At 59.1% G+C, this 25,142-nt stretch carries 20 protein-coding genes and 2 pseudogenes; 11 read left to right on the forward strand and 11 right to left on the reverse strand.

What is annotated here, in order from left to right:
* Positions 1-212: 212 nt before the first annotated feature.
* The 3 genes from ABDX87_RS20690 to ABDX87_RS20700 are packed head-to-tail and all read right to left on the reverse strand — an operon-like array spanning position 213 to position 3,001.
* Complete coding sequence (locus tag ABDX87_RS20690; RefSeq protein ID WP_346829548.1) at positions 213-1,010, reverse strand: ABC transporter permease; 798 nt, start codon at positions 1,008-1,010, stop codon at positions 213-215.
* Positions 1,011-1,937 carry an ABC transporter permease gene (locus ABDX87_RS20695; protein WP_346829549.1) on the reverse strand — a complete coding sequence of 309 codons (927 nt, stop codon included), beginning with the start codon at positions 1,935-1,937 and terminating at the stop codon, positions 1,011-1,013. It lies immediately after the preceding gene.
* An 11-nt stretch (positions 1,938-1,948) separates the two neighbouring features.
* Positions 1,949-3,001, reverse strand: a complete 1,053-nt coding sequence (locus tag ABDX87_RS20700; RefSeq protein WP_346829550.1) for an ABC transporter substrate-binding protein — start codon at positions 2,999-3,001, stop codon at positions 1,949-1,951.
* A gap of 393 nt (positions 3,002-3,394) precedes the next feature.
* Here ABDX87_RS20700 and ABDX87_RS20705 point away from each other — a divergent pair, with 393 nt between their 5' ends.
* The 5 genes and pseudogenes from ABDX87_RS20705 to ABDX87_RS20720 all read left to right on the forward strand — a co-directional run bounded on the left by ABDX87_RS20705 (position 3,395) and on the right by ABDX87_RS20720 (position 5,915).
* On the forward strand, positions 3,395-4,189 hold the full coding sequence (locus ABDX87_RS20705) for an FKBP-type peptidyl-prolyl cis-trans isomerase (protein WP_346829551.1): 795 nt from the start codon (positions 3,395-3,397) through the stop codon (positions 4,187-4,189).
* A gap of 412 nt (positions 4,190-4,601) precedes the next feature.
* Positions 4,602-5,051: a YkvA family protein gene (locus ABDX87_RS20710; protein ID WP_346829552.1), complete on the forward strand. Its 450-nt coding sequence runs from the start codon at positions 4,602-4,604 to the stop codon at positions 5,049-5,051.
* 142 nt (positions 5,052-5,193) lie between these two features.
* A pseudogene (locus tag ABDX87_RS29275) lies at positions 5,194-5,287 on the forward strand (transcriptional regulator); the annotation flags it as partial.
* Positions 5,288-5,355: 68 nt separating this feature from the next.
* Positions 5,356-5,544 (forward strand): annotated as a pseudogene (locus tag ABDX87_RS29280) (helix-turn-helix domain-containing protein); the annotation flags it as partial.
* Positions 5,541-5,915: a hypothetical protein gene (locus tag ABDX87_RS20720; RefSeq protein ID WP_346829554.1), complete on the forward strand. Its 375-nt coding sequence runs from the start codon at positions 5,541-5,543 to the stop codon at positions 5,913-5,915. The pseudogene ABDX87_RS29280 and the gene ABDX87_RS20720, both read left to right, overlap by 4 nt.
* A gap of 443 nt (positions 5,916-6,358) precedes the next feature.
* Here the strand turns inward: ABDX87_RS20720 and ABDX87_RS20725 are convergent, their stop codons facing one another.
* Both ABDX87_RS20725 and ABDX87_RS20730 read right to left on the reverse strand, forming a co-directional pair.
* A complete protein-coding gene (locus ABDX87_RS20725; RefSeq protein WP_346829555.1) occupies positions 6,359-8,152 on the reverse strand; it encodes a bifunctional diguanylate cyclase/phosphodiesterase in 1,794 nt (597 codons plus the stop codon).
* A gap of 132 nt (positions 8,153-8,284) precedes the next feature.
* Positions 8,285-10,366, reverse strand: a complete 2,082-nt coding sequence (locus ABDX87_RS20730; RefSeq protein ID WP_346829556.1) for a carboxy terminal-processing peptidase — start codon at positions 10,364-10,366, stop codon at positions 8,285-8,287.
* Between the two features lie 287 nt (positions 10,367-10,653).
* Here ABDX87_RS20730 and ABDX87_RS20735 point away from each other — a divergent pair, with 287 nt between their 5' ends.
* From ABDX87_RS20735 to ABDX87_RS20745, 3 genes are all read left to right on the forward strand, one after another.
* On the forward strand, positions 10,654-11,616 hold the full coding sequence (locus tag ABDX87_RS20735; protein WP_346829557.1) for a zinc-binding dehydrogenase: 963 nt from the start codon (positions 10,654-10,656) through the stop codon (positions 11,614-11,616).
* 308 nt (positions 11,617-11,924) lie between these two features.
* On the forward strand, positions 11,925-13,922 hold the full coding sequence (locus tag ABDX87_RS20740; protein ID WP_346829558.1) for a hypothetical protein: 1,998 nt from the start codon (positions 11,925-11,927) through the stop codon (positions 13,920-13,922).
* Between the two features lie 263 nt (positions 13,923-14,185).
* A complete protein-coding gene (locus ABDX87_RS20745; RefSeq protein WP_346829559.1) occupies positions 14,186-16,522 on the forward strand; it encodes an autotransporter outer membrane beta-barrel domain-containing protein in 2,337 nt (778 codons plus the stop codon).
* Positions 16,523-16,577: 55 nt separating this feature from the next.
* On the opposite strand, the gene ABDX87_RS20750 is transcribed toward ABDX87_RS20745, so the two are convergent.
* The 6 genes from ABDX87_RS20750 to ABDX87_RS20775 form a co-directional block, all read right to left on the reverse strand.
* The gene (locus ABDX87_RS20750) at positions 16,578-17,231 is read right to left on the reverse strand and encodes an HAD family hydrolase (RefSeq protein WP_346829560.1); all 654 of its coding nucleotides are present in this window, start codon (positions 17,229-17,231) and stop codon (positions 16,578-16,580) included.
* A gap of 210 nt (positions 17,232-17,441) precedes the next feature.
* Complete coding sequence (locus tag ABDX87_RS20755) at positions 17,442-18,431, reverse strand: ABC transporter ATP-binding protein (RefSeq protein WP_346829561.1); 990 nt, start codon at positions 18,429-18,431, stop codon at positions 17,442-17,444.
* Position 18,432: 1 nt separating this feature from the next.
* On the reverse strand, positions 18,433-19,230 hold the full coding sequence (locus ABDX87_RS20760) for an ABC transporter permease (protein ID WP_346829562.1): 798 nt from the start codon (positions 19,228-19,230) through the stop codon (positions 18,433-18,435).
* A complete protein-coding gene (locus tag ABDX87_RS20765; protein ID WP_346829563.1) occupies positions 19,217-20,059 on the reverse strand; it encodes an ABC transporter permease in 843 nt (280 codons plus the stop codon). The genes ABDX87_RS20760 and ABDX87_RS20765 overlap by 14 nt, the downstream gene beginning before the upstream one ends.
* On the reverse strand, positions 20,056-20,862 hold the full coding sequence (locus ABDX87_RS20770) for an alkaline phosphatase family protein (RefSeq protein ID WP_346829564.1): 807 nt from the start codon (positions 20,860-20,862) through the stop codon (positions 20,056-20,058). Before ABDX87_RS20770 ends, ABDX87_RS20765 begins: the two co-directional genes overlap by 4 nt.
* A 191-nt stretch (positions 20,863-21,053) precedes the next feature.
* The gene (locus tag ABDX87_RS20775; RefSeq protein WP_346829565.1) at positions 21,054-22,118 is read right to left on the reverse strand and encodes an ABC transporter substrate-binding protein; all 1,065 of its coding nucleotides are present in this window, start codon (positions 22,116-22,118) and stop codon (positions 21,054-21,056) included.
* Positions 22,119-22,504: 386 nt separating this feature from the next.
* Here ABDX87_RS20775 and phnR point away from each other — a divergent pair, with 386 nt between their 5' ends.
* From phnR to ABDX87_RS20790, 3 genes are all read left to right on the forward strand, one after another.
* Entirely contained in the window at positions 22,505-23,224 is a 720-nt protein-coding gene (gene phnR, locus ABDX87_RS20780) for a phosphonate utilization transcriptional regulator PhnR (RefSeq protein ID WP_346829566.1), read from the forward strand.
* A 412-nt stretch (positions 23,225-23,636) separates the two neighbouring features.
* The gene (locus ABDX87_RS20785; RefSeq protein ID WP_346829567.1) at positions 23,637-24,341 is read left to right on the forward strand and encodes a TetR/AcrR family transcriptional regulator; all 705 of its coding nucleotides are present in this window, start codon (positions 23,637-23,639) and stop codon (positions 24,339-24,341) included.
* Positions 24,331-25,110, forward strand: a complete 780-nt coding sequence (locus ABDX87_RS20790; protein WP_346829568.1) for a pyrroline-5-carboxylate reductase family protein — start codon at positions 24,331-24,333, stop codon at positions 25,108-25,110. The genes ABDX87_RS20785 and ABDX87_RS20790 overlap by 11 nt, the downstream gene beginning before the upstream one ends.
* Positions 25,111-25,142: the final 32 nt, after the last annotated feature.

Below are 25,142 nucleotides of genomic sequence, written 5' to 3' on the forward strand. Positions count from 1 at the left end.
TAAAAACGCCCGCCCAGTGGCCGATGCCGAGATGAAGGGTTGAGCGGGTGATTGATGCTGAATTGCGAGGATTGACGGCAGGCTCTGCTGGGGTGCGAAACACGACGGCCTCTGTAGGAGCGCGCTTGCCCGCGATTGCGGCGTGTCAGCGAGAAAAGATTGACTGACACACCGCAATCACGGGCAAGCGCGCTCCTACGGTTGCGAGGTTCTCAACCCTGCTTATTGCGGCCCGCGATCACCACCAGAATCAGCGACGCCAGAATCAGGATCGAACTGATGGCCGCGATGGTCGGGTCGATCTCGTCGCGCAGCGCGGTGAACATACGCTTGGTCAAGGTCTGGTTGTCGCCGCCTGAGATAAACAGTGCCACCACGGTTTCATCCAGGGAGGTGATGAAGGCAAACAGCGTGGCCGAGACCACACTCGGTTTGATCTGCGGCAGGGTCACGGCCATGAAGGCCCGAAAGCGGTTCATGCCCAGGCTGCGGGCCACCATCTCCTGAGACATGTCGAAGTTACGCAGCCCTGCCAGCAGCGCAATGATCACGTAAGGCAATGCCAGCATGATGTGCGCCAGCACCAACCCGGTCATGGTGCTGATCAGACCGACCCGTGCGTAGACAAAGAACACCCCCGCTGCGATCAGGATGATGGGGACCATCATCGGCAGCAGCAGAATGATCTGCAGCGTGCGCACGATCTTCAGGCTCGAGTTATTGATGGCGTACGCTGCCGCCATGCCGATGGGCAGGCTGATCACCATGGTGAAAAACGCAGTGATCAGGCTGACCCGTGCGGCGGACATCCACTCCACGCTGTTGAAGAACGCTTCGTACCAGTGGAATGACCACTGCTTGGGCGGGAACTGCAAAAAGCGCGCTTCGGAAAACGACATCGGGACGACGATCAGCACCGGGATGATCAGGTACAGCAGGATCGCCGCCACCACCACGGTGAACAGCAGGTGCGAGAGTTTGAGGTGACGCAGGTTGGCAAGCAGGTTCATTTAGCGCGCTCCCAGAATGCGTTCGATGGGGATGAAGCGGTTGATGCCCCAGAAAATCAGGAACACCACGAACAGCAGCACCAGGCCGACTGCGCTGGCCGCGCCCCAGGCGTGGTACAGCTCGACGTTGCGTTGCACCAGCATCGACACCAGGATCGTGCGGCCACCGCCCAGCAGTTCCGGGGTGATGAAAAAGCCGAGGCAGATCACGAACACCAGAATCGAGCCCGCCATGATCCCCGGAGCGGCCATCGGCAGGAACACCCGGCGGAAGGTATAGAAGGGTTTGGCGCCCAGGCTCTCGGAGGCCTGCATCAGGTCTTGGGGAATCTTCTTCATGACCGAGTACAGCGGCAGGACCATGAAGGGCAGCATCACATGCAGCGTGCCGATCACGGTGCCGGTGGTGTTGTGCATCAGGTTGAGGGGTTGGTCGATGATGCCCAGGTCGATCAGCGTCTGGTTAACCAGACCGCGGCGCTGCAGCAGCACCAGCCAGGCGTAAGAGCGCACCAGCACGCTGGTCCAGAACGGCAGGATCACGCAGATCAGCACCAGGTTGGCCCAGAACCCGTGAAGGCGCGACGCGGCATAGGCAATGGGAAACCCCATCACAATGGACAGAATCGTGACCAGGAAACTGATCTTGAAGGTCAGGGCAAACGTGTCCCAGTAAATCGTCTCCTGAAAGATCCTGGCGTAGTTGGCCAGGGAGAATCCCTCTTCGGTCTGAACGGACTGAAAAGCCAGCCAGCACAGCGGCATGATGAGCAGCACCACGACCATCACCAGCGCTGGCGTGAGCAGTAACAGCATCGAGGTGTTTTCCTTGCGCTCCTCACGTGCCAGCGCGTGCTCGTTGGTCAACGGCGGCGGTAGCTGATCGCTGGAGTCAGGCAGGGATTTGGCGAGATACGCGTTGGACATAGATCCTCCCATTACTTTTTCTGAACGAAGGACAACCAGCGCTCTTCGGCTTTGACGCCTGCGTCCGACGCCCACCACTGCGCGGAAAGCAGCGCCTGACGCGACAGGTTTTCCGGAGAGGACGGCAGCTTGGCTTCACGCTCGGCCGGTATCACGCCGGTCTTGAATGCTTCCGGGTTCAGCGGGCCGTAATCGATGATCATCGGCAGCGCGGCCTGCAGCTTGGCGTCTATGGCTTCATTGACGAACTTCATCGCCGCTGCCTTGTGAGGGGTGCCTTTGAGTACGCACAGCGAGTTGGTTTCCAGCACACCCTGGTTGTAATCGAAGGCGACCGGCGCGCCCGCCGCCTGTACCGCACTGATGCGACCGTTCCAGGCCTGGATCATGTCCACTTCGCCGTCGCTGATCAGTTGTGCCGACTGACCTCCCGACGTCCACCAGGTGGCGATGTCCGGCTTGATCTGCTCAAGCTTGCGGAAAGCCCGGTCAACGTCCAGTGGATAGAGTTTGTCGGCGGATACGCCATCGGCCATCAGCGCTATTTCCAGCGTAGGACGAGGCAAGTTACGCAGCGAGCGTTGGCCCGGGTATTTTTTCGTGTCCCAGAAATCGGCCCAGGTCTTGGGGACGTCCTTTCCTTTGAACGCGTCGGTGCGATAGGCGAGCACGGTGGAATAGCTGATGTAGCCGACGCTGTAGTCGTCTTTCAGCGTGGCGGGCAACTGCGCCGCATTGGGGATCAGACTGAGGTCCAGTTTTTCGAACAGTCCCTCAGCCTCGCCGCGAATGCAGTCGCCGGTGGGCAGGTCCACCACATCCCACGTGACCTTGCCACTTTCCACCTGGGTCTTGATGACGGGGTAGGCCTTGGGCGAACTGTCCTGCTTGAGGGTCAGCCCCAATCGTTTGGCCGCAGGTTCCAGGATCGCTTTGCTCTGGGCTTCTTGATATGCGCCACCCTGGGACACGAATGTGATGTCTTCGGCAAACGCCTGGGAGGTGCCACCGATCAGTAGCGCCAGGCTCGCCAGTCTGAAAACTTTGCTACGCGTTTTACTCATGTGAAGACTCCGGATGGTTGGCAGATTTCATAAGCGAGCTGGAGGTTTTGTTATCGGTCGCTCTGCGGGACCATGCTCACTTAATGTACTGGCTTGTCCATGCGCGAAGAGGGCATAAATGCGTGGCTGAAAAGTGCTTTATTGCGAAATTGTGAACCGGGACGGCATCTCCTGCGTTTGCCGCCGTCGGACATTCCCTGCGCACGAATTGCTTTTTTCTGACAGTGGCCTGAACCGAAACTGAACGGTTTTCTCGATGAAACAAGAAAACCTTTGGTTACCTGAACTTATCTGCCTTTTCCCCCTCTCATGCCGGTAGCCATTGATCGCGGCGGCCTGATAAGCTCGCGGCTTTACTCGTTTGCCCTATTGGCGCATGAACAAGGAAACAGGATGAAACAGCATCGGTTGGCAGCGGCGATTGCCCTGGTCGGTCTGGTACTCGCGGGCTGCGATAAGCAAGCCAGCACCGTTGAGCTGAAAACCCCGGCACAAAAAGCCTCTTATGGCATCGGCCTGAACATGGGCAAAAGCCTGGCTCAGGAAGGCATGGACGATCTGGATTCCAAAGCCGTAGCGCTGGGTATCGAAGACGCCGTCGGCAAGAAAGAGCAGAAGCTCAAAGACGAAGAGCTGGTAGCAGCCTTCGGCGAGCTGCAGAAGCGTGCTGAAGAGCGCATGGCCAAAATGAGCGAAGAGTCGGCAGCCGCTGGCAAGAAATTCCTCGAAGAAAACGGCAAGCGCAAGGAAGTCACCACGACTGCTTCCGGCCTGCAATACGAAATCATCAAGAAAGCTGACGGTCCAGTTCCTAAGCCAACTGACGTCGTGACCGTTCACTACGAAGGCAAGCTGACTGACGGCAAAGTGTTCGACAGCTCGGTTGAGCGCGGTAGCCCGATCGATCTGCCGGTCAGCGGTGTGATCCCGGGTTGGGTCGAAGGCCTGCAACTGATGCACGTCGGCGAGAAGATCAAGCTCTACATTCCTAGCGAACTGGCTTACGGCGCGCAGAGCCCGAGCCCGATGATTCCGGCCAACTCGGTACTGGTCTTCGACCTGGAACTGCTGGGTATCAAGGATCCGGCTGCTGCAGGTAACGACGCCGCTGGCGGCGCTGCTGGCGCGGACGAGGAAGAAGAAGCTGCACCGGCTCCAGAACCTGCGAAGCCTGCAGCCAAGAAGTAATCGATACCTCGATTGCCGCTTGTACGAAATGCCCCGTCTCGACGGGGCATTTTCATTTTTGTTGAAAAGAAATCGAACCGGGCAGGGTAGGTAGAGTCCCAATACCGTTGGCAGACCGGGCAAATGTCGAGATTTTTTGTCGGTGCGGACAGGTTTGAAGCGTGCGTCGGGAGCGTCGACATCCACCTGAGTCAACGGTTTTTGCGTTGGGTGATGTGAGTAAAAAACGCGCGATTTAAGCAAAACCCTTATGGTACGGGCGTTCCAGCGCCGAAAAGCGGGTCTGTTCACAAGGTTATCCACAATTTGTGTGGATAACCTTGTGCGCGTGAGGCTGTGCATGCGGTTGAGCGGCTTGCAACCGAGGCGATTGGCCGTCAGGTCGATTTTTATCGATATCGCGGGAGTGAATATGAAAGCACCCTGGAACTTCATTCGTTACCTGCCCATGGCCAAGCGGCTCATGGCGGCAGGCCGGTTGCCCGCCTTGTTGTTCGCCGTGGCGGGCAAGGCTGCCAGTGAAGGCAATCGACTAGGCAAGCTCAAGGATGATTTGAAACTGCTTCAGGCGCTCTGTCTGGCTTACTGGCGGGGTGAGTATCGTGCCATCAGCGGCAAGGCGATCTTGTCGGTGGTGGCGGGCCTGATGTATTTCCTCAGCCCGCTGGATGCGATTCCGGACTGGATACCCGGTCTGGGCATGCTTGATGACATCGCGGTTCTGGCTTGGGTGATGAAGAATCTTGAGGCCGAGCTCAATGCGTTCCGCGCCTGGCGTGCTCGCCAAAACCCCGAGAAACTCGCGGTGGTCGAGCGGCTGCCGCCAACACCCAGGTTGCTTGAGAAAGAAAAGAAGGATTGAGCCAGAAAACCTCCGGGAAAAGTCGCATCTGAGAAAGCCGTGTCGATCAGGCGCACGCAAGTTCTACCCATCCACTGTTAAGATGCCGCCAATACAGAGAAAAAGACTACAAGAAAGACTTTTTTGTCCTACAGGGGGTGGTATGGATCTTCAGGTTATTTCTCGCGACGGAGAGCCGGAGTACGCGGTGCTGCCCTGGGCGCAATATCAGGCGCTGTTGCAGGCCGCTGGCGGCGTTCAGCCTCAGAATGCCGCATCCGCTGCTCAGCCTGTCGATTTCCCCGCTTCTGTTTCTCACGATTACCCCGCTTTTGATCAGATTGGCCCGCTGCGTCAGGCCAAGGGGCTGGAGCTGGCGCAACTCGCCCGCGCGGTGGGCATCAGCCCTTCGTATCTGGAGTTGATCGAGAATGGCACGCGGCAGCCCGACGCGGCTATTCGACGAAGCCTTGCCTGGGAGTTAGGCGTCCCTGGCTGGCGAGGTGAGCCGTGAGCGTGCGCATCAGCCGTCAGCATTGGGAAGCGCTGTTGGCTGAACTGGATCTGGCGCGTCGGCAACGGCATCTGGTCACTTATCGCGCGTTGTTGGAGCGCCTGCAACTCCCCAGCCCGGCCATGCAAACCCTGACCGCAGCCCTCGAGCACCTCGCCGCCATCGATGCCCGGGCCGAGCAACCGCTGCGCAGTTCGCTGGTCATCAGCCAGGGCGCCAGCCGGCTGCCGCGCACGGGCTTCTTCGAATGCGCCGAACGCCTCGGTCGTTTTTCCGGCCCCTCCGACGGGGTTGCTGCAGCCTCTTGGCATGCCTCTGAAGTGGTCCGCGTGTTCGAGTTCGAGTATCCGGAAGAGGCGAAGCCGGAATAAATTTATCGTCTGCGCCTACGCAAACTGGCGGATCCTACGCTGTTCTTTGGAGCCGGCTTGGTGCGGGCCGCGTTCGGACGAATGCGTTGGGTCAGGGGCATCCATGGTGACTGAGCCACCTCATTCGCTGCCCTCGTAACCTCGGACGTCTCCTACAGGGATTATCGGTGTTCCGGGAATCTGGGGCAGGCACCGACCTTGTGAGAGCCGGCTTGGTGCGGGCCGCGTTCGGACGAATGCGGTGGGTCAGGGGCATCCATGGTGACTGAGTCACCGCATTCGCTGCCCTCGTAACCTCGGACGTCTCCCACAGAGACCGGGTTGATGCACGAACCTATGTCCAGACCTCGGAACTTGTGGGAGCCGGCTTGGTGCGGCTGCGTTCGGACGAATGCGGTGGCGCTGGAACGTATAGAGTGTCTGACACCGCGCGACGATGGAATTTAGCTCCCCGAAATCGCCTGATTCAACGCAACCATCACCTCCGCTTCCCGCGTGTCGATCACATGCACGCTGGCGCCAAGCACGTCTTTGGCGTGGTGCTTGGCCTGTGAGGCGAGTTCGGCGAGCTGGCTGGCGTCCAGGCTGCTGCAGACCTCTGGGTGCAGGTGCACCACGCCTATCGACAACGACAGCAGCGCAAATTCCTGGCGCTGACCCTGGCGGTTGAGGGCGATGAAGCAGCCCGCTTCAAGATGCTCGGCGCGGTAGAAGCGTCGGCACTGGTTCTGAAAATCTTCCAGCAGCAGGTTCAAACGTTTGCGCCAGTCTTCGGAGCCCAGCACCATCAGGAAATCGTCGCCCCCGATGTGGCCGACGAAGTCGCGGCTGGGGTCGATGCGGTCGTTCAGACATTGCGCCAGGCACAGCAACACTTCATCGCCACGGCCATAGCCGTAGAGGTCGTTGAAGGGTTTGAAGCTGTCGATGTCGACGTAGCAGATCATCGATTCGCGGCCCTGTTGCAGCAGGCGCGTCAGGCACTGCTGGATCGGTACGTTGCCCGGTAACAGGGTCAACGGGTTGGCATAGCGTGCTTGCTGGATCTTCAGCTCGGTGATCAGTTTGAGGACGTCGATCACCCGGCCCAGGCCCAGGTACACGCCGTGCTGCATGATGATGAAGTCCTCTTCGATGCGTTGCCGCGCGCGGCTGGTGATCAATCGGCTGACCTGCTGCAACGACTGGCTCAATTCCACCGCAAGGAAATCGTCGCTCATCAGCCGGCTGATCGGCTTGCGGGCGTAGATCTCGGTCGCGAACGGCTGCAGCAGGACGTCCGACAAGGTGTGACGGTGGACGATGCCGATCGGGTGCTGCTGGTCATCCAGCACCGCCAGAGAATTAAGGTTCGCCTGCTTGCGAAAGGCTTCCAGCACTGCGGCGGTCGGCGTGGTTTGCTGCACCGCAGGCACCGAGTTAAGGAGCGCGCTCAGGTCGCTGCCTTCTTCAGTCAGCACCACCGCCGTGGGGTCGATCTTGGGCAGTAGCGCACGGGCATCACGGGGCGGGTGCTCTTGCGGGCGGCACAGCAAATAGCCCTGGACCAGTTCGACGCCCATGTCGATCAAGACGGCCAGCTCTTCCTGCAACTCGATGCCTTCGGCGATGACCAGCGCTCGCGAAGCTTTGGCCATTTGCAACATGGAGCCGACGAATTCACGCTTCACCGCGTCCTGATGAATGCCGTCGATGAAGTGGCGGTCGATCTTGACGTAATCCGGACGCAATTCGGACCACAGCCGCAGGCTCGAGTAGCCGGCGCCCAGGTCATCGAGCGCAATCGAAAACCCCATGTCGCGGTAATGGTAGAGCGCGTTGTACAGCAGCCCGAAATCGTCGGTGGGCGTCTGCTCGGTCAGTTCGATCACCACTTGGCTCGGCGGAATGCCATAGCGCTGCAACAGCTGAAGCGTGCGCCCCGGTGGGTGCGAAGGTTCAAGAAGCGATTCGGGCGAGATGTTCAGGAACAGTTTGCCTTCCAGCTTCTGCTCGCTGAAGCGACGACAGGCGGACTCGCGACAGGCCAGTTCCAGTTCGCTCAGACGACCGGCCTGGCGGGCCACGGCAAACAGACTGACAGGGGAGTGCAGCGCGCTGTTGGACGGACCACGGGTCAAGGCTTCGTAGCCCAGAATGCGGCGGTCTGACAGCGACACAATCGGTTGGAACAGGCTGTACACGTCGCGGTGAGTCAGAATTGCACTCAAAGCGCTCAGCTGTTCGGTCACGGTCATGGCAATCTCGGGGCAAGAAAAAGGGGCTCGACGCCTGTAGCGCCGAGCCCCCGTATTTCACGACAGATTCATGACTGTTTGATGACGATTTGCCACCATCTCGTCATCTTTCATGACGAGCCGATCACGGTTTTACTTTTTTGCGACGGAACCACTCAGGCCCAGGTAATCGATAAGGATTCGCCCGGTTTCCGACAGGTAAGCGTCGTCTTCCGGTTTGGTCTTGTCGTCATCCACGGGCAGTGCGTCTTCGTCCTCTTTCTTCAGCTCTTTGAGCGGTTCTTCGCCCTTGGCTTTGCGACGGGTGTTTTCCATCACCAGTTGCTTGCTCTCGACGTCGGCGTGCTCCGCGCGACGCTCGGCTTCGTTCAGGCTGACGGTTTTTTCGCTCATCAGTTTCTTGGCCAGCGCCAGCTTCTGCTCGACGAACACGAACTCGGCGTCTTTGGCCGAACGTACGTCGTGGCGAGATTGCAGTTGGGCCAGGAACGGTTTGAACGGGTCCACTGCCGGCTTGATGGCAGGCTTGATGGTGTCGTAGGTCATCGCTTCAGGCAGCGCGCTTTCGCCGATTTCCTTGGTGTCGATGATCGACGGGTAGGCGATGTCAGGGAGAACGCCCTGATGCTGGGTGCTCTGACCGGAAACCCGGTAGAACTTGGCCAATGTCAGTTTGAGTTCGCCGTGGTTCAGCGGCTGAATCGTCTGCACGGTGCCTTTGCCGAAGGTCTGGCCACCGATGATCAGCGCGCGGTGATAGTCCTGCATGGCGCCGGCGAAAATCTCCGAAGCCGAAGCGGACAAGCGGTTGACCAGAAGCGCCATCGGGCCTTTGTAGAACGCGCCGCTGTTCTCGTCTTCCAGCACGTCGACCTTGCCGTCAGCGTTACGCACCAGCACGGTCGGGCCTTTGTCGATAAACAGGCTGGTCAGCTCGGTGGCTTCCTGCAGCGAACCACCGCCGTTGTTGCGCAAATCGATGACCACGCCGTCGACTTTCTCCGACTGCAGCTCGGTCAGCAGTTTCTTCACGTCGCGGGTGGTGCTCTTGTACTCAGGATCGCCAGCGCGGTAAGCCTTGAAGTCCAGATAGAACGCAGGGATCTCGATCACGCCGAGTTTGTAGTCCTTGCCATCCTGGTTCAGGTGCAGGATCGACTTCTTGGCTGCCTGCTCTTCAAGCTTCACGGCCTCGCGGGTGATCGACACGATCTTGGTGGTCTGATCGTTCGGCGCGTTGCTCGCCGGGATGATTTCCAGACGCACCACCGAGCCTTTCGGACCACGGATCAGCTTGACCACTTCGTCCAGACGCCAGCCGATCACGTCGACCATCTCTTTGTCGCCCTGGGCGACGCCGATGATCTTGTCAGCGGTTGCCACCTGTTTGGTCTTGGCGGCAGGGCCGGCCGGAACCAGGCGCACGATCTTGACGTTGTCGTTGTCGCTTTGCAGGACGGCACCGATGCCTTCCAGCGACAAACTCATGTTGATGTCGAAGTTTTCCGCACTGTCAGGTGACAGGTAGTTGGTGTGCGGATCGTAGGACATCGCGAAGGTGTTCAGGTACGCCTGGAAGATGTCCTCGCTGCGGGTCTGACCCAGACGCGCCAGCTGGTTCTTGTAGCGCTTGGTCAGGGTTTCCTGAATCTTCGCCGGGTCTTTGCCCGCGATCTTCAAGCGCAGAACTTCGTCCTTGACGCGCTTGCGCCACAGGTCATCCAGTTCGGCTTCGTTCTTCGGCCAAGGGGCGTCCTTGCGATCAACCAGCAGGGTTTCCTGCGTATTGAGGTCGATCTTGTCGACGCCTTTACTCAATTGGGCCAAGGCGAAGTCCAGACGCGACTTGATGCGGTCCAGATAGCGCTTGTAGATAGTGAATCCCGGGTTCAGGTCGCCGCTCTTGAGGAAGTCGTCGAACTGAAAACGCCATTTGTCGAACTCAGCGATGTCGCTGGCCAGAAAATAGCTGCGCGCAGGGTCCAGCAGTTTCAGATAGCTCTGATAGATGATTTCCGAGCGCTTGTCGTCCAGCGGCGGCTTGCTGTAGTGGTGGCGTTTAAGCAGCTCCACGACGTTCAGGCTGGCGATAACCTCATCGCGATCAGGTTGAAGGTTGTCCCAGCTGTTGGCTGCGAACGAGCTGGCTGACATCGGCAATGCGGCCAGGCCAATGAGTAATGCAAGGGTGGTGCTGGGCAATAATTGCTTCATGCTGATTCGACGCGGGGACAATTGATAACGCATAGTAGGCCGTCTTAGAGGTCGCCGGTTCCGTTCAGATTCGTGAAAGCTACTGCGCTCGACAATACTGCGTTAAAAACAGGCGGGAAATGCTCATTTAGAACACCTAGACTCCGCTTTCCCGCCTGTTTTTGCCTTGTCTTGCCTTCGCTCGTGACGCTTTCACGATTCTGACCCCGAAACTCGGTCGCATAATGCAAGAAAGCCAGAATGCTTCTCTGCACGCTGGCTCAGTCAGAACTCACTATGGAGGCACCGTGAAAGCATTGCAAGGCGTTGAAGGTCACGTGGAATGGGTTGAACAGCCATCACCGACGCTCGATGTGGGGCAAGTTCGCATCAAGGTCGCTGCGGCAGGGCTTAATCGCGCCGATCTGCTGCAACGCGCGGGGCTTTATCCGCCACCGCCAGGCGTCACGGAAATCCTTGGAATGGAGTGTTCCGGTGTGATCGCCGAGGTGGGGTCCGGCACGTCATGGAAGGTCGGAGACCGAGTCTGTGCGCTGGTTGCAGGCGGAGCGATGGCCGAAGAAGTGGTCGTCGACGCACGGCATGTTTTACCCGTACCAGCGGGTATGTCTTTGCATGAAGCTGCTGGCATTCCGGAAGTCTATGCAACGGCCTGGCTAAATCTTTTTCAGTTGGCGGGTCTCAAGCCCGGCGAAAAAGTGTTGCTGCACGCCGGCGCAAGTGGCGTTGGTTCAGCCGCCATTCAGCTGTGCAAGGCGTTTGGCAACCCGTGTTGGGTCAGTGTCGGTTCGGCTGAGCGACTGGCGTACTGCGAGGCACTCGGCGCGCAGGGCGGTGTGATCCGTAACGAGAGTCTGGAGGGTCTGAACGATTTCGCCCCGTTCCACGTGATTCTCGATCCTGTGGGCGCCAACTATGCCGCCCTGAACCTGAAAGTGCTGGGCACTGACGGGCGGCTGGTGTTGATCGGTTTGATGGGCGGGCGCAAGGCCGAACTGGATTTCGCGCAAGTGCTGGGTAAGCGCATCCAGATCCTGGGCTCGACCCTGCGCAGCCGTGACGATCAGTTCAAGGCCGACCTGCTCAGCGACCTGGGTCAGCACGTCTGGCCGCTGTTTACTGAAGGCCGGCTCAAGCCGCAACTGGCTCGCAGTTTCCCGATTCTTGAAGCGGAAGAGGCTTACGCCGAACTGGCGACCAATCAGGTGTCGGGCAAAGTGGTGTTGGTGATCGATCCAACGCTAAGTTAAATCGTTTGGCAGCCTGCGTCATGACCAAGTATGACCGGTCAGTGACGCAGGCCTGTGACACATCCTTGTTTTCTTGTCCTCCCCCTTCTCGTAGCCCGCAGTCCCGTGGGTTCACAGTCTGCTCTGCCTATCAGTTCTGATAGTAGGCACGTTCGGTAATTCGACGCTCAATAAGCACCTGCCCGCCGGTCAGGTTGGGGTCAGCCCTTTTCAGGGGTTGGCGATGACCTGCCAGCCAGCGTTGCGGATCAAAGGTGTTCAGTTGGTCGGATCACCTCGTCGTGACCCATATCAAGGAGCGTTTGAGCATGAATAGGAATGTTTCGGACAGGAACAGCATCGCAAGGGCCGTCGCGAAATACGTCAGGAAGACCGGCCACCTGAGAAAGGCCGGTGCGTTGGCGGATCTTGTGGCGCCGACATTGCCTGATTGGTGGTCGGGTGATCCTGAGTTTGCCGGGCTGGTGCCGCGAGATCAGCAGGAAGAGGCGATGGAGGTTAAAATCGACATCTGGCCAGGTTATACCGACTACACCGATGAGTACGATACCTTGATCTTCGAATGGTGCCGGGAGTCGACCGAGAGCTGGACAGTCTTTCAAGAGATACCCATTAACGGTGGCAGAGATCCTGGCGAGTTCCCTATCCCCATCAGCCTGACAAACGACATCTTCAAAGAAGAAGGGAAATTTTTGCTGCGTTACCAAGTGAAACTTTTCATTGGTGAGCTCAATATCTCGTTAATCACCCCATTTATTATTGATAAAACGCCACCTCACAACAATTTAAAACCCAGTGCTTTGACATTCGTTGACTCGAGCGTGGGGACTGAAGGTATTACCGATGCTTACCTTCAGGCCAATGGCGGATTGAAGGTAACGATCCCTTCCTATTACGACACGCAAAGGGGGGATCGCATTTGGGTCTATGCGTATACGGTCGAAGAGCAGCCGGTCAATTATGTGTATGACGACGAGTTGACGAGCAATCAGGTATTGATTCCCAAGGAGGCATTTAACGGGCTGACCGATGGCAAGATCGACTTCAAATACCAGTTGGTCGATAAAGCCGGTAATGATGGCCCTGATTCTCAGCTTACCGAAACCAGTCTATTGATCAAACCGCTGCCCACGGGGCTGGATAAACCGGTGGTGCCCTTGGCGAGTGACGGGTTGCTGGACCTTGAGGATATCCGGTCGATCCTGCCCCCGGCATCGCGGGCTCTTTCGGTTCCGGTGCACATCAAACGTTATGACAACTGGCAGCCCAAAGATACGGTGATCCTGACATGGGGCGGCGCGCAATCTATCGACCATACGTTGGGGCCCGTACCTGGTGACCCTATCGTGGTCGAGGTCCCCTACAGCCTTATCGCGGCAGACTACGGGACACTGACAGGCGATAAGCCAACGACCGTGTCTTATGTCATTCAACGCGGCAGCAGGACGTTCGATGCGCCTCCTGAAACGATCAACGTGAACCTTTTCGTACCCGGCCCTGTCAATCCGGACCGGCCCGACCCCATCAACAAGCAGCTGCCGCCGGTGACGGTGAAGGGTGGGAGCGGGACTTCTCCGGACAACGTGTTGACGGCCGATGATATAGGGCTGGACGCCACGGTATCGCTCAAACTGTACAACCCGATCGGCTCCGGTGAACGGATGAAGCTGTATTGGAACTCGACTGATAAGTCCGTTGCACGGTATCTCCCGGCCTCGGGATCGGAAGGCCAGGATTACGAGTTCAACGTGCCTTGGGCGGCTATCGCGGCACAGCCCAGCGCGGTGCCGTTGCCGGTCTTTTACACGGTGGATCTTGAATCGGGGGGCGGTAACAAGGAAATGTGCGAACCCACCCTGGTGGATGTGTCGGCGGCGGTGACCGTGCAACTGGCTGAACCGGAGTTTCCCGACGCAGGCAGCACCGCCACGGGTGACCCGATACTCAACTGCTCCTCCTTCATGGGGCCCGATCAAGAGGTCACCGTCTTCATTCCCGGCAACAGCCCCCATTTGAAAGGCGGGGAAACACTGAATTTTACCTGGCAGTGCTACGACAAGCGTGACGGATTGGCTGGGGACGAAGCAGGAACGCCACAAAAGTGGTCAAAAACGGTTACACCGACTGAAGTTGCCGACGGTTTCACTTTTACCGTGGGGCCTTTCGATGACTACATAAAGCCTGTCGAAAAAAACGGTGCGGTTCGGTTGACCTATGTCTCAGATACGACCCCTCCACTCTCGGGAGAGGCACTTATTCGGGCATCAGCGTGGGATGCGGCAGGCTATTGCGAGTTCAAGCCCTAGTCGTTGCGTTCGAGATAAACCCGCAGTTAACGGCGATACCCAGTCAAAGGAAGGCCGCCCTCGGGCGGCCTTCTTTTTCTCGATTACGCGTGCCGGACGACGCGGACGAACGGTAAAGCTCCGTAATTGTAGGAAGCTACGCTCAAAATTATAGGACACGTCCTACAGAGCAGCGCGCCAGACGTGAGTAGTCTTCACGGCCCTTTCCTTCGGCGACGTCAGCAGTACCGTGGGATTTTCCTTTAATGCCATGGAGCGTTGCGATGAGTGGATCACTTGTCTGTGTATCAAGGATATTCAAACCCTCATGTTTTCTGTCACTGGCCACCCTGTGCGTCAGCGCCGCCCACGCGGCGAATGTGAACCCTGGCGACTCCGCCGTGGTGAGCCCGGGCGATGCTGTTGATCGCTGGTCCCTGGGTTCAGGCTCCAGCCTGATCGTCAACGGCGCTCAGACCCTCGCCATCACCGCTGCTCCAGCTGCCACCGTGACGATCAACCCTGGAAGCAGCACGCAGGCGATCAGCGTGCTCGAGGGTTCTGTGGTCACCATCAGCGATTCGAACGTCAGTGCTGCTCCTGGCCAGTCGTTTGGTATGGCGATAACCGGCAGTTCAGCTGCGCTGACCAATACCAACGTCAGTAATGCCAACGGTGTCGGAATCAGTGGATCTCAGGACGGCACCACGAAAATTGGCAGTCGCTTCAGCATCCTCGGCGGGACTGTCAGCGGCGGCCTGGGCGGGATCACGCTCTCAGAGCAGAGCACCCTGGACATGGATGGCACTCAGGTCACAGGAACAGGTGCAACCAGTTACGGCGTGCTCGCGTTCGGGTCAGACATGACCCTGCGCAACAGCACCATCACCGGTGGCCTCAACGGCATCGTTTATCGCGGTACCGGGACCACCACCCGCGTCGGCACGACTAACCTGGACGGTACTCATGTCGAGGGGCAAAGCGGTTCAGCGATTCTTCTGAGTGGCAGGAGAGTGCCGGTGGAGTTCAACCTCAACCTGCTCAACGGCACCACGCTGACCGGCGGCAACGGTAATGCACTGGAGGTGACTGATTCAGCCGTCGCCAATGTTCTGGTACAACGAAGTACGATCGTCGGTAACGTTCAGGTCACCAATAACAGCACCACTAATCTGGCCGTCAACCAGGGCTCCCTGACCGGCGACATCGTGGTCGATGGCACGAGCCAGGGCGCCTTGTCCCTGCAAAATCAGGCAACGTTCACCGGCAACCTGATCAATGTCGACAACGTTGCCATTGGCGATCAATCCACCTGGAACATGGTGGCGTCCAACACCATTGGTTCTCTGGCGATGAATGGCGGCGCGGTCAAGTTCGGAGGCGCCGATCAGTTCTATCAACTGAACGTGGCGAACCTTTCAGGCAGTGGCACGTTCATCATGGACGTCGATTACGCCACCAATCAGCACGACACACTGAACGTGACCGGCACCGCAACGGGCAATCATACCTTGTTGATTGCCGGCTCCGGCGTCGACCCGGTTTCACCGCAGCAACTGACGGTCGTTCAGACCGCCGCAGGCGATGCCACCTTCGCACTGGCCGGTGGACGGGCGGTGGACGTGGGGACGTTTTCATATGACCTGGCGTCGGCCAGCAATGGTTCGGGCGGAACTGACTGGTTCCTCGACCCGGCCAGCAAAACCATCAGCCCCGGGACGGCCTCTGCATTGGCCTTGTTCAATACGGCGCCGACGGTCTGGTACGGCGAGCTCACCTCGTTGCGCAGCCGGATGGGCGAGCTGCGGCTCAACAAGGGCGACACCGGCGTCTGGATGCGCACTTACGGCAACAAGTATGACGTGAGTCAGTCATCCGGTCTGGGCTACAAGCAGACCCAATATGGCTTCTCACTGGGCGCGGATGCGCCGTTGCCGGTCGGTGACGGTCAGTGGCTGGTGGGGGTGCTGGCGGGCCAGAGCAATTCCAGTCTTGATCTCAGTCGCGGCACGTCCGGTTCTGTCAAAAGCTATTACGCGGGTGTGTACACCACCTGGCTTGATCAAGACAGTGGTTATTACTTTGATGGCGTACTCAAATTCAACCGCTTTCGCAACGATGCCAAGGTCAGCATGAGCGACGGTACCCGCGCCAAGGGCAATTACGATAACTCGGGCGCTGGCGGTTCGCTGGAGTTCGGACGCCATATCAAACTGGACGACGGCTACTTCGTTGAGCCTTTCACCCAACTGTCCGCTGTGGTGATTCAGGGCAAGGGCTTCACCCTCGATAACGACATGCAGGCCGACGGTGACCGCTCCCGCTCATTGCTGGGCAAGGTCGGTGTGACGGTAGGGCGCAATTTCGCGCTGGACAACGGCAGTGTCTTGCAGCCTTACGTCAAGGTGGCGGGTGCTCACGAGTTCGCCAAGAACAACCGGGTGGTGGTCAACGACAATACCTTCAATAACGACCTCTCGGGATCGCGAGCCGAACTGGGCGCAGGGGTTGCCGTGGCGTTCTCGCAGAACCTGCAGATGCATGCGGATTTCGACTACGCCAATGGCGAGAACATCGAGCAGCCGCTGGGCGCCAATCTCGGTGTGCGCTACAGCTGGTAACTAGCGTCAGCGCCATCCTCAAAAAGCCCCTCACTCGCGAGGGGCTTTTTTTGGCTCACGTCCAGCTGTGAATCGGCCAGCCAGCCTTCTGCGCGGCCTCCCGAAGCACCGGATCGGGGTTCACCACGTGGGGGAAATCGACCTTCTGCAACAGTGGCAGGTCGTTGCGTGAGTCTGAGTAGAAACTGGCGCCTTCGAGGTTTTCGCCTTCCTGATCCAGCCACTCCATCAAACGGGTGATCTTGCCTTCGCGGTACGTCAGCACGCCTTGGGTCTTGCCGCTGTAGACGCCGTGGGCGATGTCCAGATCAATGGCGAGCACTTCATCGACGCCGATTCGCTCGGCAATGGGTTTGACCAGATGCACACCGGACGCCGAGATGATGAGGATGCGGTCACCGGCCGCGCGGTGTTCGGCGATGGCTTTGGTAGCGTCGCTGAAAATGATCGGTTCGATGAAGTCCTCGACCCAGGGCCCCACCAGAAAATCCACTTCTTCAGGCGTGCGACCGATCATGGGTTCGAGGCTGAACGCCATGTAGTCTTCCATCGCCAGATCGCCCTTGCTGTAAGCCTCCATCAGTTCATGGTCTTTCTTGATGAAGGACTCGGGATCGACCCAGCCCAGACGGCCCATCTGCTCGCTCCACAGGCTGGCGCAGTCACCATGAATCAGGGTTTCGTCCAGGTCGAATATTGCTAATGCCATTACCGCTGTCCTCTTTTTTGATACTTACGCAATCATTTGTAGGAGCGTGGCTTGTCCCGCGATCGGCGGGGAACCCGCCGTGAAACCTGAGAAGCGGCTAGCTCTGAAAGACCGTGTCTGTCGGGTTTGCTGCCGGCTCCCGGCAGATCGCGGGACAAGCCACGCTCCTACAGGATCGCGGTCGTCGACAAAGGTCGTGCAACATTGGATTCAGGCCACTTCACACAGCGCCGAATCTTCAATGTTCAGGGTGACGCGCTGGCCGTTCGGGTGCAAGTCATTGGCCGAACGGTTGAGCACATCGACCACCAGTTCCACACCTCGCGCTTCGACACGATAACGGATCACATTGCCCAGCAGGCTGTGGCTGCGCACTTCGCCTTCCAGCGAGCCGGTCAGGCTCAGTTGAATGGCTTCTGGCCGGATCGCCACACGGCTGCTGATCGGGCGCTGCATCAGGCGGCTGGCGGCGTCGGGTTCCAGCAGGTTGTAGTTACCGATGAAGCCGGCGGCGAACGCATCGACCGGCGCGGTGTACAGGGTTTCGGCATCGCCGCTCTGCACGATCCGACCCTGGTTCATCAGGAAGATCCGGTCCGACATGGTCAGCGCCTCTTCCTGATCATGGGTCACGAAAATCGTGGTCAGGCCCAGTTCCTGCTGGATCGCCCGGATCTGTTCGCGCAGGTGTTTGCGAATGCGTGCATCCAGCGCCGACAGCGGTTCGTCGAGCAGCAGCAGGCGAGGGCGGGTCACCAGTGAGCGCGCCAGCGCCACACGCTGGCACTGGCCGCCCGACATCTGGTGCGGATAACGTTTGGCGAGCTCGGTCAGCTCCACCAGCTTCAGCACCTCGGCCACGCGCTGTCTGGTTTCATCGGCGCTGACCTTCTGCATGCGCAAGCCGAAGGCGACGTTTTGCTCCACGTTCATGTTGGGGAACAGCGCATAGCTCTGGAACACCATCCCGATGCCGCGCTTCTGCGGCGACACCGGCACGATGTTCTTGCCGTCGAGGAAGATCCGCCCGCTGGTGACCGAGGTCAGCCCGGCGATGCAGCGCAAAAGGGTGGATTTACCGCAGCCGGACGGGCCGAGCAGGGTCACGAACTCGCCCTTGTTGATCACGCAGTTGATGTCACTGAAGACCGCTGTGCTGGCGTAGTTCTTTTGCAGGTTTTCGACACTGACGAAGCTCATATCAGTCTTTGTCCTTGTTGAGTCGATTGGCCGCCCAAGTCAGCAGCAATACGAAGAAGAAATAAGAGATCACCAGCGCGCTGTTGAAGTGTCCGCTGCTGTTGCGCATGTTGTTCAGGTAAACCTGCAGCGTTTCGTAGCGGGTGCCGACCAGCAGGTTGGCGAACACAAACTCACCGAACAGGAAGGAGAACGACAGCAGCAGGGCGATCATCAGGCCTTTGCGCAGGTTCGGCAGCACGACCAGAAACGCCGCCTGAAAGGTACTGGCGCCGAGCAACTGAGCCGCGTCCATCAGGTCGACCAGGTTGATCGCCTGGAGGTTGTTGGTGATCGCCCGGTACATGAAGGGCAGGGCAATGGTGAAGTAGCAACCGATCAGGATCCACGGCGTGCCGACCATCGCCAGCGGCCCGGAACCGTAGAGCTGCAGCAGCCCGACCGACGACACCACCGGCGGCACGGCGAACGGCAACAGGATCAGGATATTCATCAGCGCGTCGAGTTTCGGGAAGTGGTAATGCACCACGAACAACAGCGGCAGGATCAGCACCACCGACAGGATCAGCGCACCGACACACACCAGCAACGACTGCCCGAACGCCATCAGGAAGCGCGGGTCGCTCCACAGCGCCACGTACCATTTGTAGGTGAAGCCGGCGGGAAGAATGGTGGCCGACCAACTGGTCGCAATGGAGTAAACGAAGGTGCCCAGCAGAGGCGCCAGCAGGATCAGAAACAGGATGTACACCACCACGCGGTGGTAAAGCCCGGCCGGGCCGCGTTCAGCGCGAGACATGGTAGCTCCTCTTCAACAGCCACTGATGAACGATGGTGACCAGGGTCATCATGCCCACCAGAATCATCGCCAGGGCGCTGGCCATGTTCGGGTCCAGCGTGATATCGCCCGCGACCATGGCCGCGATGCGGATGGGCAGGACGTTGAAGTTGCCAGTGGTCAGCGCATACACCGTGGCATAAGCGCCCAGTGCGTTGGCCAGGAGGATCACGAAGGTGCCGAGCAGGGCCGGCGTCAGCACCGGAATGCCGATATGCCGCCAGAAATCCCAGGTGCTGGCGCCCAGCAGGGACGCCGATTCGCGCCAGTCTTCGCGCAGTGCGTCGAACGCGGGGTAAAGCAGCAGCACACCGAGCGGAATCTGGAAGTAGGTGTAGAGGATGATCAGCCCGGTTTTCGAATACAGGTTGAAGTCATCGATGATGCCGGCCTGCTTCAGAATCAACGTCAGCGCGCCGTTGAAGCCCAGCAGGATGATGAACGCGAACGCCAGCGGGACGCCGGAAAAGTTGCTGGTCATGTTGGCGAAGGCGCTGACGAAGTCACGCAGCCGTGACGGCACCTTGCGCAGCGAGTAACTGCCGAGGATCGCGATGACGATGCCGATCAGGCTCGACCAGAAACTGATCTCCAGGCTGTACTGCATGGCCTGTCGGTAGAAGCGCGAGTTGAAGGCCTTGATGAAGTTGTCCACACCCCAACCGGCGTCCGAATACAGGCTGTTGATGGCGACCCAGGCGAGCGGGGCGATCTGAAACGCGATGAAAAAAAGGGCAAAAGGCACCAGGCACAACAGCCCCAGCCATTTGCCGCGACTCTGTGAATTCACTTGAGCACCTCTCTGCAGACGGGTTTGTCGTGGGGCACGCCAAGCAGCTCGCAGACCGTCCCGCAGAGGTCGGTCTGTCTGGGTGACGCTTCGGGATCGAGGCTGAACGCATCGCCGATCACGAACAGCGGCACTTCACGCTCCTCGGGCAGGATGCCGTTGTGCGAGCGGTCGTTGTTCATGCCATGGTCGGCGGTCACCAGCACTTGATAACCGGCGTCCAGCCAGCGCTGCAGGTATTCGGCGAGGATGATGTCGGCCGAGCGCGCGCTGTTGCGGTACTGCGGGGTATCGAGGCCGTGTTTGTGGCCGGCGTCATCAATGTTCATCGGATGGATGAACAGGAAGTTCGGTTGATGCGCCGTTCGCAGATGCTCGGCATCGTCGAACAGGTGGGAATCGGGGTAGTGATCGACGTAGTAGAAATGACCGTGCTGGATCGGCAGGTCAGCGTCGTCGGTGTGGCGGTCGCGGCTGGCGATGAACGGGCTGCGGTTGTACAGCTCGCTGACCCAGTGATACGCGGCGGCGGCCGTGGTCAGACCCGATGCGGCGGCGTAATGAAACACGCTGCGCTGGTTGGACAGGCGTGAAACGTGGTTGTGCACGATGCCGCTGTCGATGGGCGCGACACCCGTCAGAATGCATTCGTACAATGGTCGGGAAAGCGCCGGCAGTTCGCATTCGAGCTTGTACAGCGCGGCGCGACCTGCGTTTCGATACGCCAGCAAATGCCCCATTGCATGCTGCGCCACGCTGTAACTCAGGCCGTCCAGCAGGATCAGAATGACGTTGTGTTTCATGGCCTCTCCGGGGGGCTTCGGTGGTGCGGGACGGACGCAGATCCCTGTGGGAGTGAGCTTGCTCACGAATGCTGAGTCTCAGCCGCCGGATAGGGGGGCGGATGTACCCACGTCTTCGTGAGCAAGCTCACTCCCACAGAGAAAATGTTGCATCAGAGAGTGGCGCTCCCTCCTTGAAGCGCCTACCCGGATTACTGCATTTCTACAATGACCTGCTCGTTCCACTGCTGAGGCAAGGCTTTCGAGGTTTTTTCCCAGGCCGCGGCGTCTTTGATCGGCGTCACGTTCTTGTACTGCTCGTTAGGCAGCAGCTTGGCTTGCACTTCCGGTGGCAGCTTCAGGTGATCGGCACGGATCGGACGGGCGTTGCCGTTGGCCAGGTTGATCTGACCGGCGTCGCTGAAGATGTACTCGCGCGCCAGCTTGGCCGCGTTCGGGTGTTTGGCGTATTTGTTGATGATGGTGGTGTAGCCCGAGATCACCGAGCCGTCAGACGGGATCAGCACGACGTAATCGTCCGGGTTGGCCATCTTGGCTTTGTAGCTCAGGCCGTTGAAGTCCCATACCACGCCGACTTCCACTTCGCCTTTTTCCATGGTCTGGATGGTCGGGTTGTTGATGCCCAGACGCTTCTGCTTGGCCAGTTCGGTGAACAGTTGCAGGCCTGGGGCGATATTGGTTTCGTCACCTTTCATCGCAATCGCTGCCGCCAGCACACCGTTGGCCGCTTGAGCCGCGGTGCTCACATCGCCGATGGTGACTTTGTATTTACCGGTCTTCAGGTCAGCCCAGGACTTCGGCACGTCGGAGCCGTGCAGCAGCTTCTTGTTGACGATGAAGGCGATGGTGCCGGTGTAGGCCAGTGCCCAGTGACCGTCCTTGTCTTTCGCCCAGTCCGGAACCTGATCCCAGGTGGTCGGCTTGTAAGGCTGGGTCACACCCTTGGCTACGGCGATGGGGCCGAAAGCGGCGCCCACGTCGCCGATATCGGCGCTGGCGTTGTCTTTTTCCGCATCGAACTTGGCCACTTCCTGTGCCGAACTCATGTCGGTGTCCATGTGCACCAGGCCGTACTTGGCCGTCAGGTCGGTCCAGGTGCCTTTCCAGTTCGCCCAGTCATCGGGCATGCCCACGCTGTTGACCGCGCCTTCGGTTTTCGCGGCGGCTTCCAGATCTTTGACGGAGTCGGCGGCCATGGCCGAGGTGCTCAGCGCGATGGCCGAACCCAGGAGTGATGCCAGCAAAAGGTGTTTCATTCGAAGCTCCTTTGGTGCACTTCTCGACGTTTTATAAGAAAGGGTCGGTGAAATGCTCGTTGCGGGTTGGGATGTCTGGTGCGTTGGTCTAGGTCAGCAATACCTGAGCCAAGTTAGGCCACTCTCATGACACTTTCGTGTCTGGACCGACTTTTGCTGGGGTTAACACGAGCAGGCGGTATGGCTGTGGGGTAAGCGTAGACCATGGCCAACTCACTGATATAAAAAGCCTAATTTCTTTTTATTGTCTGATTTTTCAAGCGGATCGCGCTGGCTTGTCACGTAACAGTCATCTACGCTGCCTAGGCTCTAGAGCACTGAAACGGGCCATCATGCTGTCGATCCTGCCCCCCTTTAGCGCTGGTCTAGTCCAGATAGGTAACGCAATGCGCCAGGATGTGCCTCGAGCGGTGACGACCATCTGCAATGCCCTGCAGGAGCAGATCGAGCATGGTTTGTTGCTGCCCGGTAGCAAATTGCCTGCTGAACGCAAGCTTAGTGAAGTATTCGATACCACGCGCATAACCTTGCGCGAGGCGCTGGTGCAGCTGGAGGCTCAAGGGCTGATCTATCGCGAAGAGCGCCGGGGCTGGTTCATCTCGCCCCCTCGGCTGGCCTATGACTTGATGCGTCGCAGCCACTTCCACGCGATGGTGCAGGCGCAAGGCCGCGTGCCGGCGACGCAGGTGATTTCCGCGCGACTGCAACCGGCATCGGCGGCGATCTGTAATTTGCTTCAGCTCCCGGCATTGTCCAGCGTGATCCAGATCTGCCGTGCGCGGCGCATCGACGAGCGATTGGTGCTGTACGTCGAGCATTACCTGAACCCCGAGTACTTCCCGCAGGTCCTGGATTTCGACCTCAATCAGTCACTGACCGAGCTGTACGCCAGTCACTACGGCATTCGTTACGGCCAGGTGCGTTTCGAAATGGTGCCCACCGCACTGCCGATGGACGCGGCGGCGGCATTGAAAGTCTCGATCGGCAGCCCCGGTTTGCGCATTGCCAGGGTCAACCACGATCAGCGCGGCCGCCTGATCGATTGCGACCTGGAGTACTGGCGGCATGATGCGATTCATGTGAGTGCGGTGGTTGCGGACGTCTGAGACGTGTCCCAGGGGACTGAGCATCCGTCGCGCGCTCGCTGCAGTCTTTGTAGGAGACGTCCGAGGTTACGACGGCAGCGAATGCGGTGGGTCAGCCACGGGTGATGTCAGAGGCGGGTACAACCGTGAACCTGAGTGACGCCGCAATCCCTGTAGGGGACGTCCGAGGTTACGAGGGTATGGGCCGCATTTCGGACGAATGCGGTGGGTCAGCAAAAAATTCTTATCAGAGAAATCCCGTTCGCTGCCCTCGTAACCTCGGACGTCTCCTACAAGACGCCTTGCACGGCTGCGGTCACAGATCACGCACACCAAAACCGAGTGACTGAACGTCGTCCGAATGTACATCCGTGTACATCAAAAGACCATGCGCGTACAGTTGCTCCACTCGTTTTCAAAAGGCGACACACCTATGTCGGAATCAGGTAAGAGCCGGGGCAAAACCCAGGACTCTGGATGGCGGGGCTCTGCCGAGGGCTGGCTGGAAGCCGCCTACGATGCCTTGAAGGAGTCCGGCGTGGATGCCGTGCGCGTTATGCCGCTGGCCAAGCGGCTGAACCTGTCGCGCACCAGTTTCTACTGGTTCTTTCAGGACCGTGAGCAATTGTTGGCCGCCTTGCTGGCGCGCTGGAAAGACAAGAACACCGGCGGCATGGTCAAGCAGTCCGAAAGCTATGCGGAAAACATCACCGAGGCGATCCTCAACGTATTCGAGTGCTGGCTGAACCCGGAAGTCTTCGATTCCCAGTTCGAGTTCGCGGTGCGCAGCTGGGCGTTGCAGTCGGAAGAGGTCACCCAGGAAATCGTTGCGGCGGACGACGCGCGTATCAGCGCCCTGACGGCGATGTTCAGGCGTTTCGGCTACGAGCAGGACGGCGCTGACACCCGTGCTCGAACGATCTATCTGACGCAGATCGGCTACATCTCGATGAAGACCACCGAAGACATTACCGAGCGCTTCCGACGCATCCCGCACTACGTCGCGATCTTCACCGGCAAGGCGCCCCGCAAGCGTGAGCTGGACCGCTTTTACGGCAAGTTCGGCTATGCCGAAAAAGAACCGGGCGAGTTCGTTCCGCTGGCGGATACCTTCGAGGAGACAACCGGTGCGAGCTGAGACGGTAGGCATCATCGGCGGGACGGGCTGGCTGGGTGGGGCGCTTGCGCAGGCGTTGCTGGAGACGGCCTTTGTCGGTAATGGCAGCCTGTTTCTGTCTAACCGGTCCGGCAGCCATCCGCTGGCGGACGCGGGGGCGCAGTTGATGACTGACAATCAGGCGCTGGTGGACGCCAGCGACACCGTCATCCTCTCGGTGCGTCCCGAGCAGTTCAGCGCATTGAGTGTCGACGCTTCGGGCAAACGGGTGATTTCGCTGATGGCAGGTATCACGTCAAAGGCGATCAGCGCCGCGACGGGTGCCTCCACTGTCGTGCGGGCGATGCCCAATGCAGCGGTGGACATCCGGCAGTCGTTTACGCCGTGGCATTGCGCGAGTGAATTGTCGGCGTCCGATGTCGATTACGTGCAAGGTCTGTTGATGTGTGTCGGTAAGGCGAGTCGGGTGCCATCAGAAGACTGCATCGACTATCTGAGTGCGCTGTCAGGCACTGGCCCGGCTTTTCCCGCCCTGTTGATGACGGCCCTCACTCATCAGGCCATTGCAGCGGGCATTCCAGAGGAGGTCGCCCGAGACGCGGCGCAAGGCGTGGTGCTCAACGCCAGCCAGTTGCTGGGGACGGCCGAACCGCAGGCGCTTATTGATTCACTGGTGGCGTACCAGGGTGTGACGGCGGCGGCGTTGCAGAGCCTGATGAGCGCGGGTTTCGAAGGATTGATTGGCGATGCTGTGCAGGCAGGGGCTGAAGTCGCGCGCAGAGGGATGTAGGCGCGGAGCGTGGATCGATCCTCAGATCCGGA

Origin of the sequence: Pseudomonas abietaniphila (assembly GCF_039697315.1) — a bacterium.
In the GTDB taxonomy this organism is placed as follows: Bacteria; Pseudomonadota; Gammaproteobacteria; order Pseudomonadales; family Pseudomonadaceae; genus Aquipseudomonas; species Aquipseudomonas abietaniphila_B.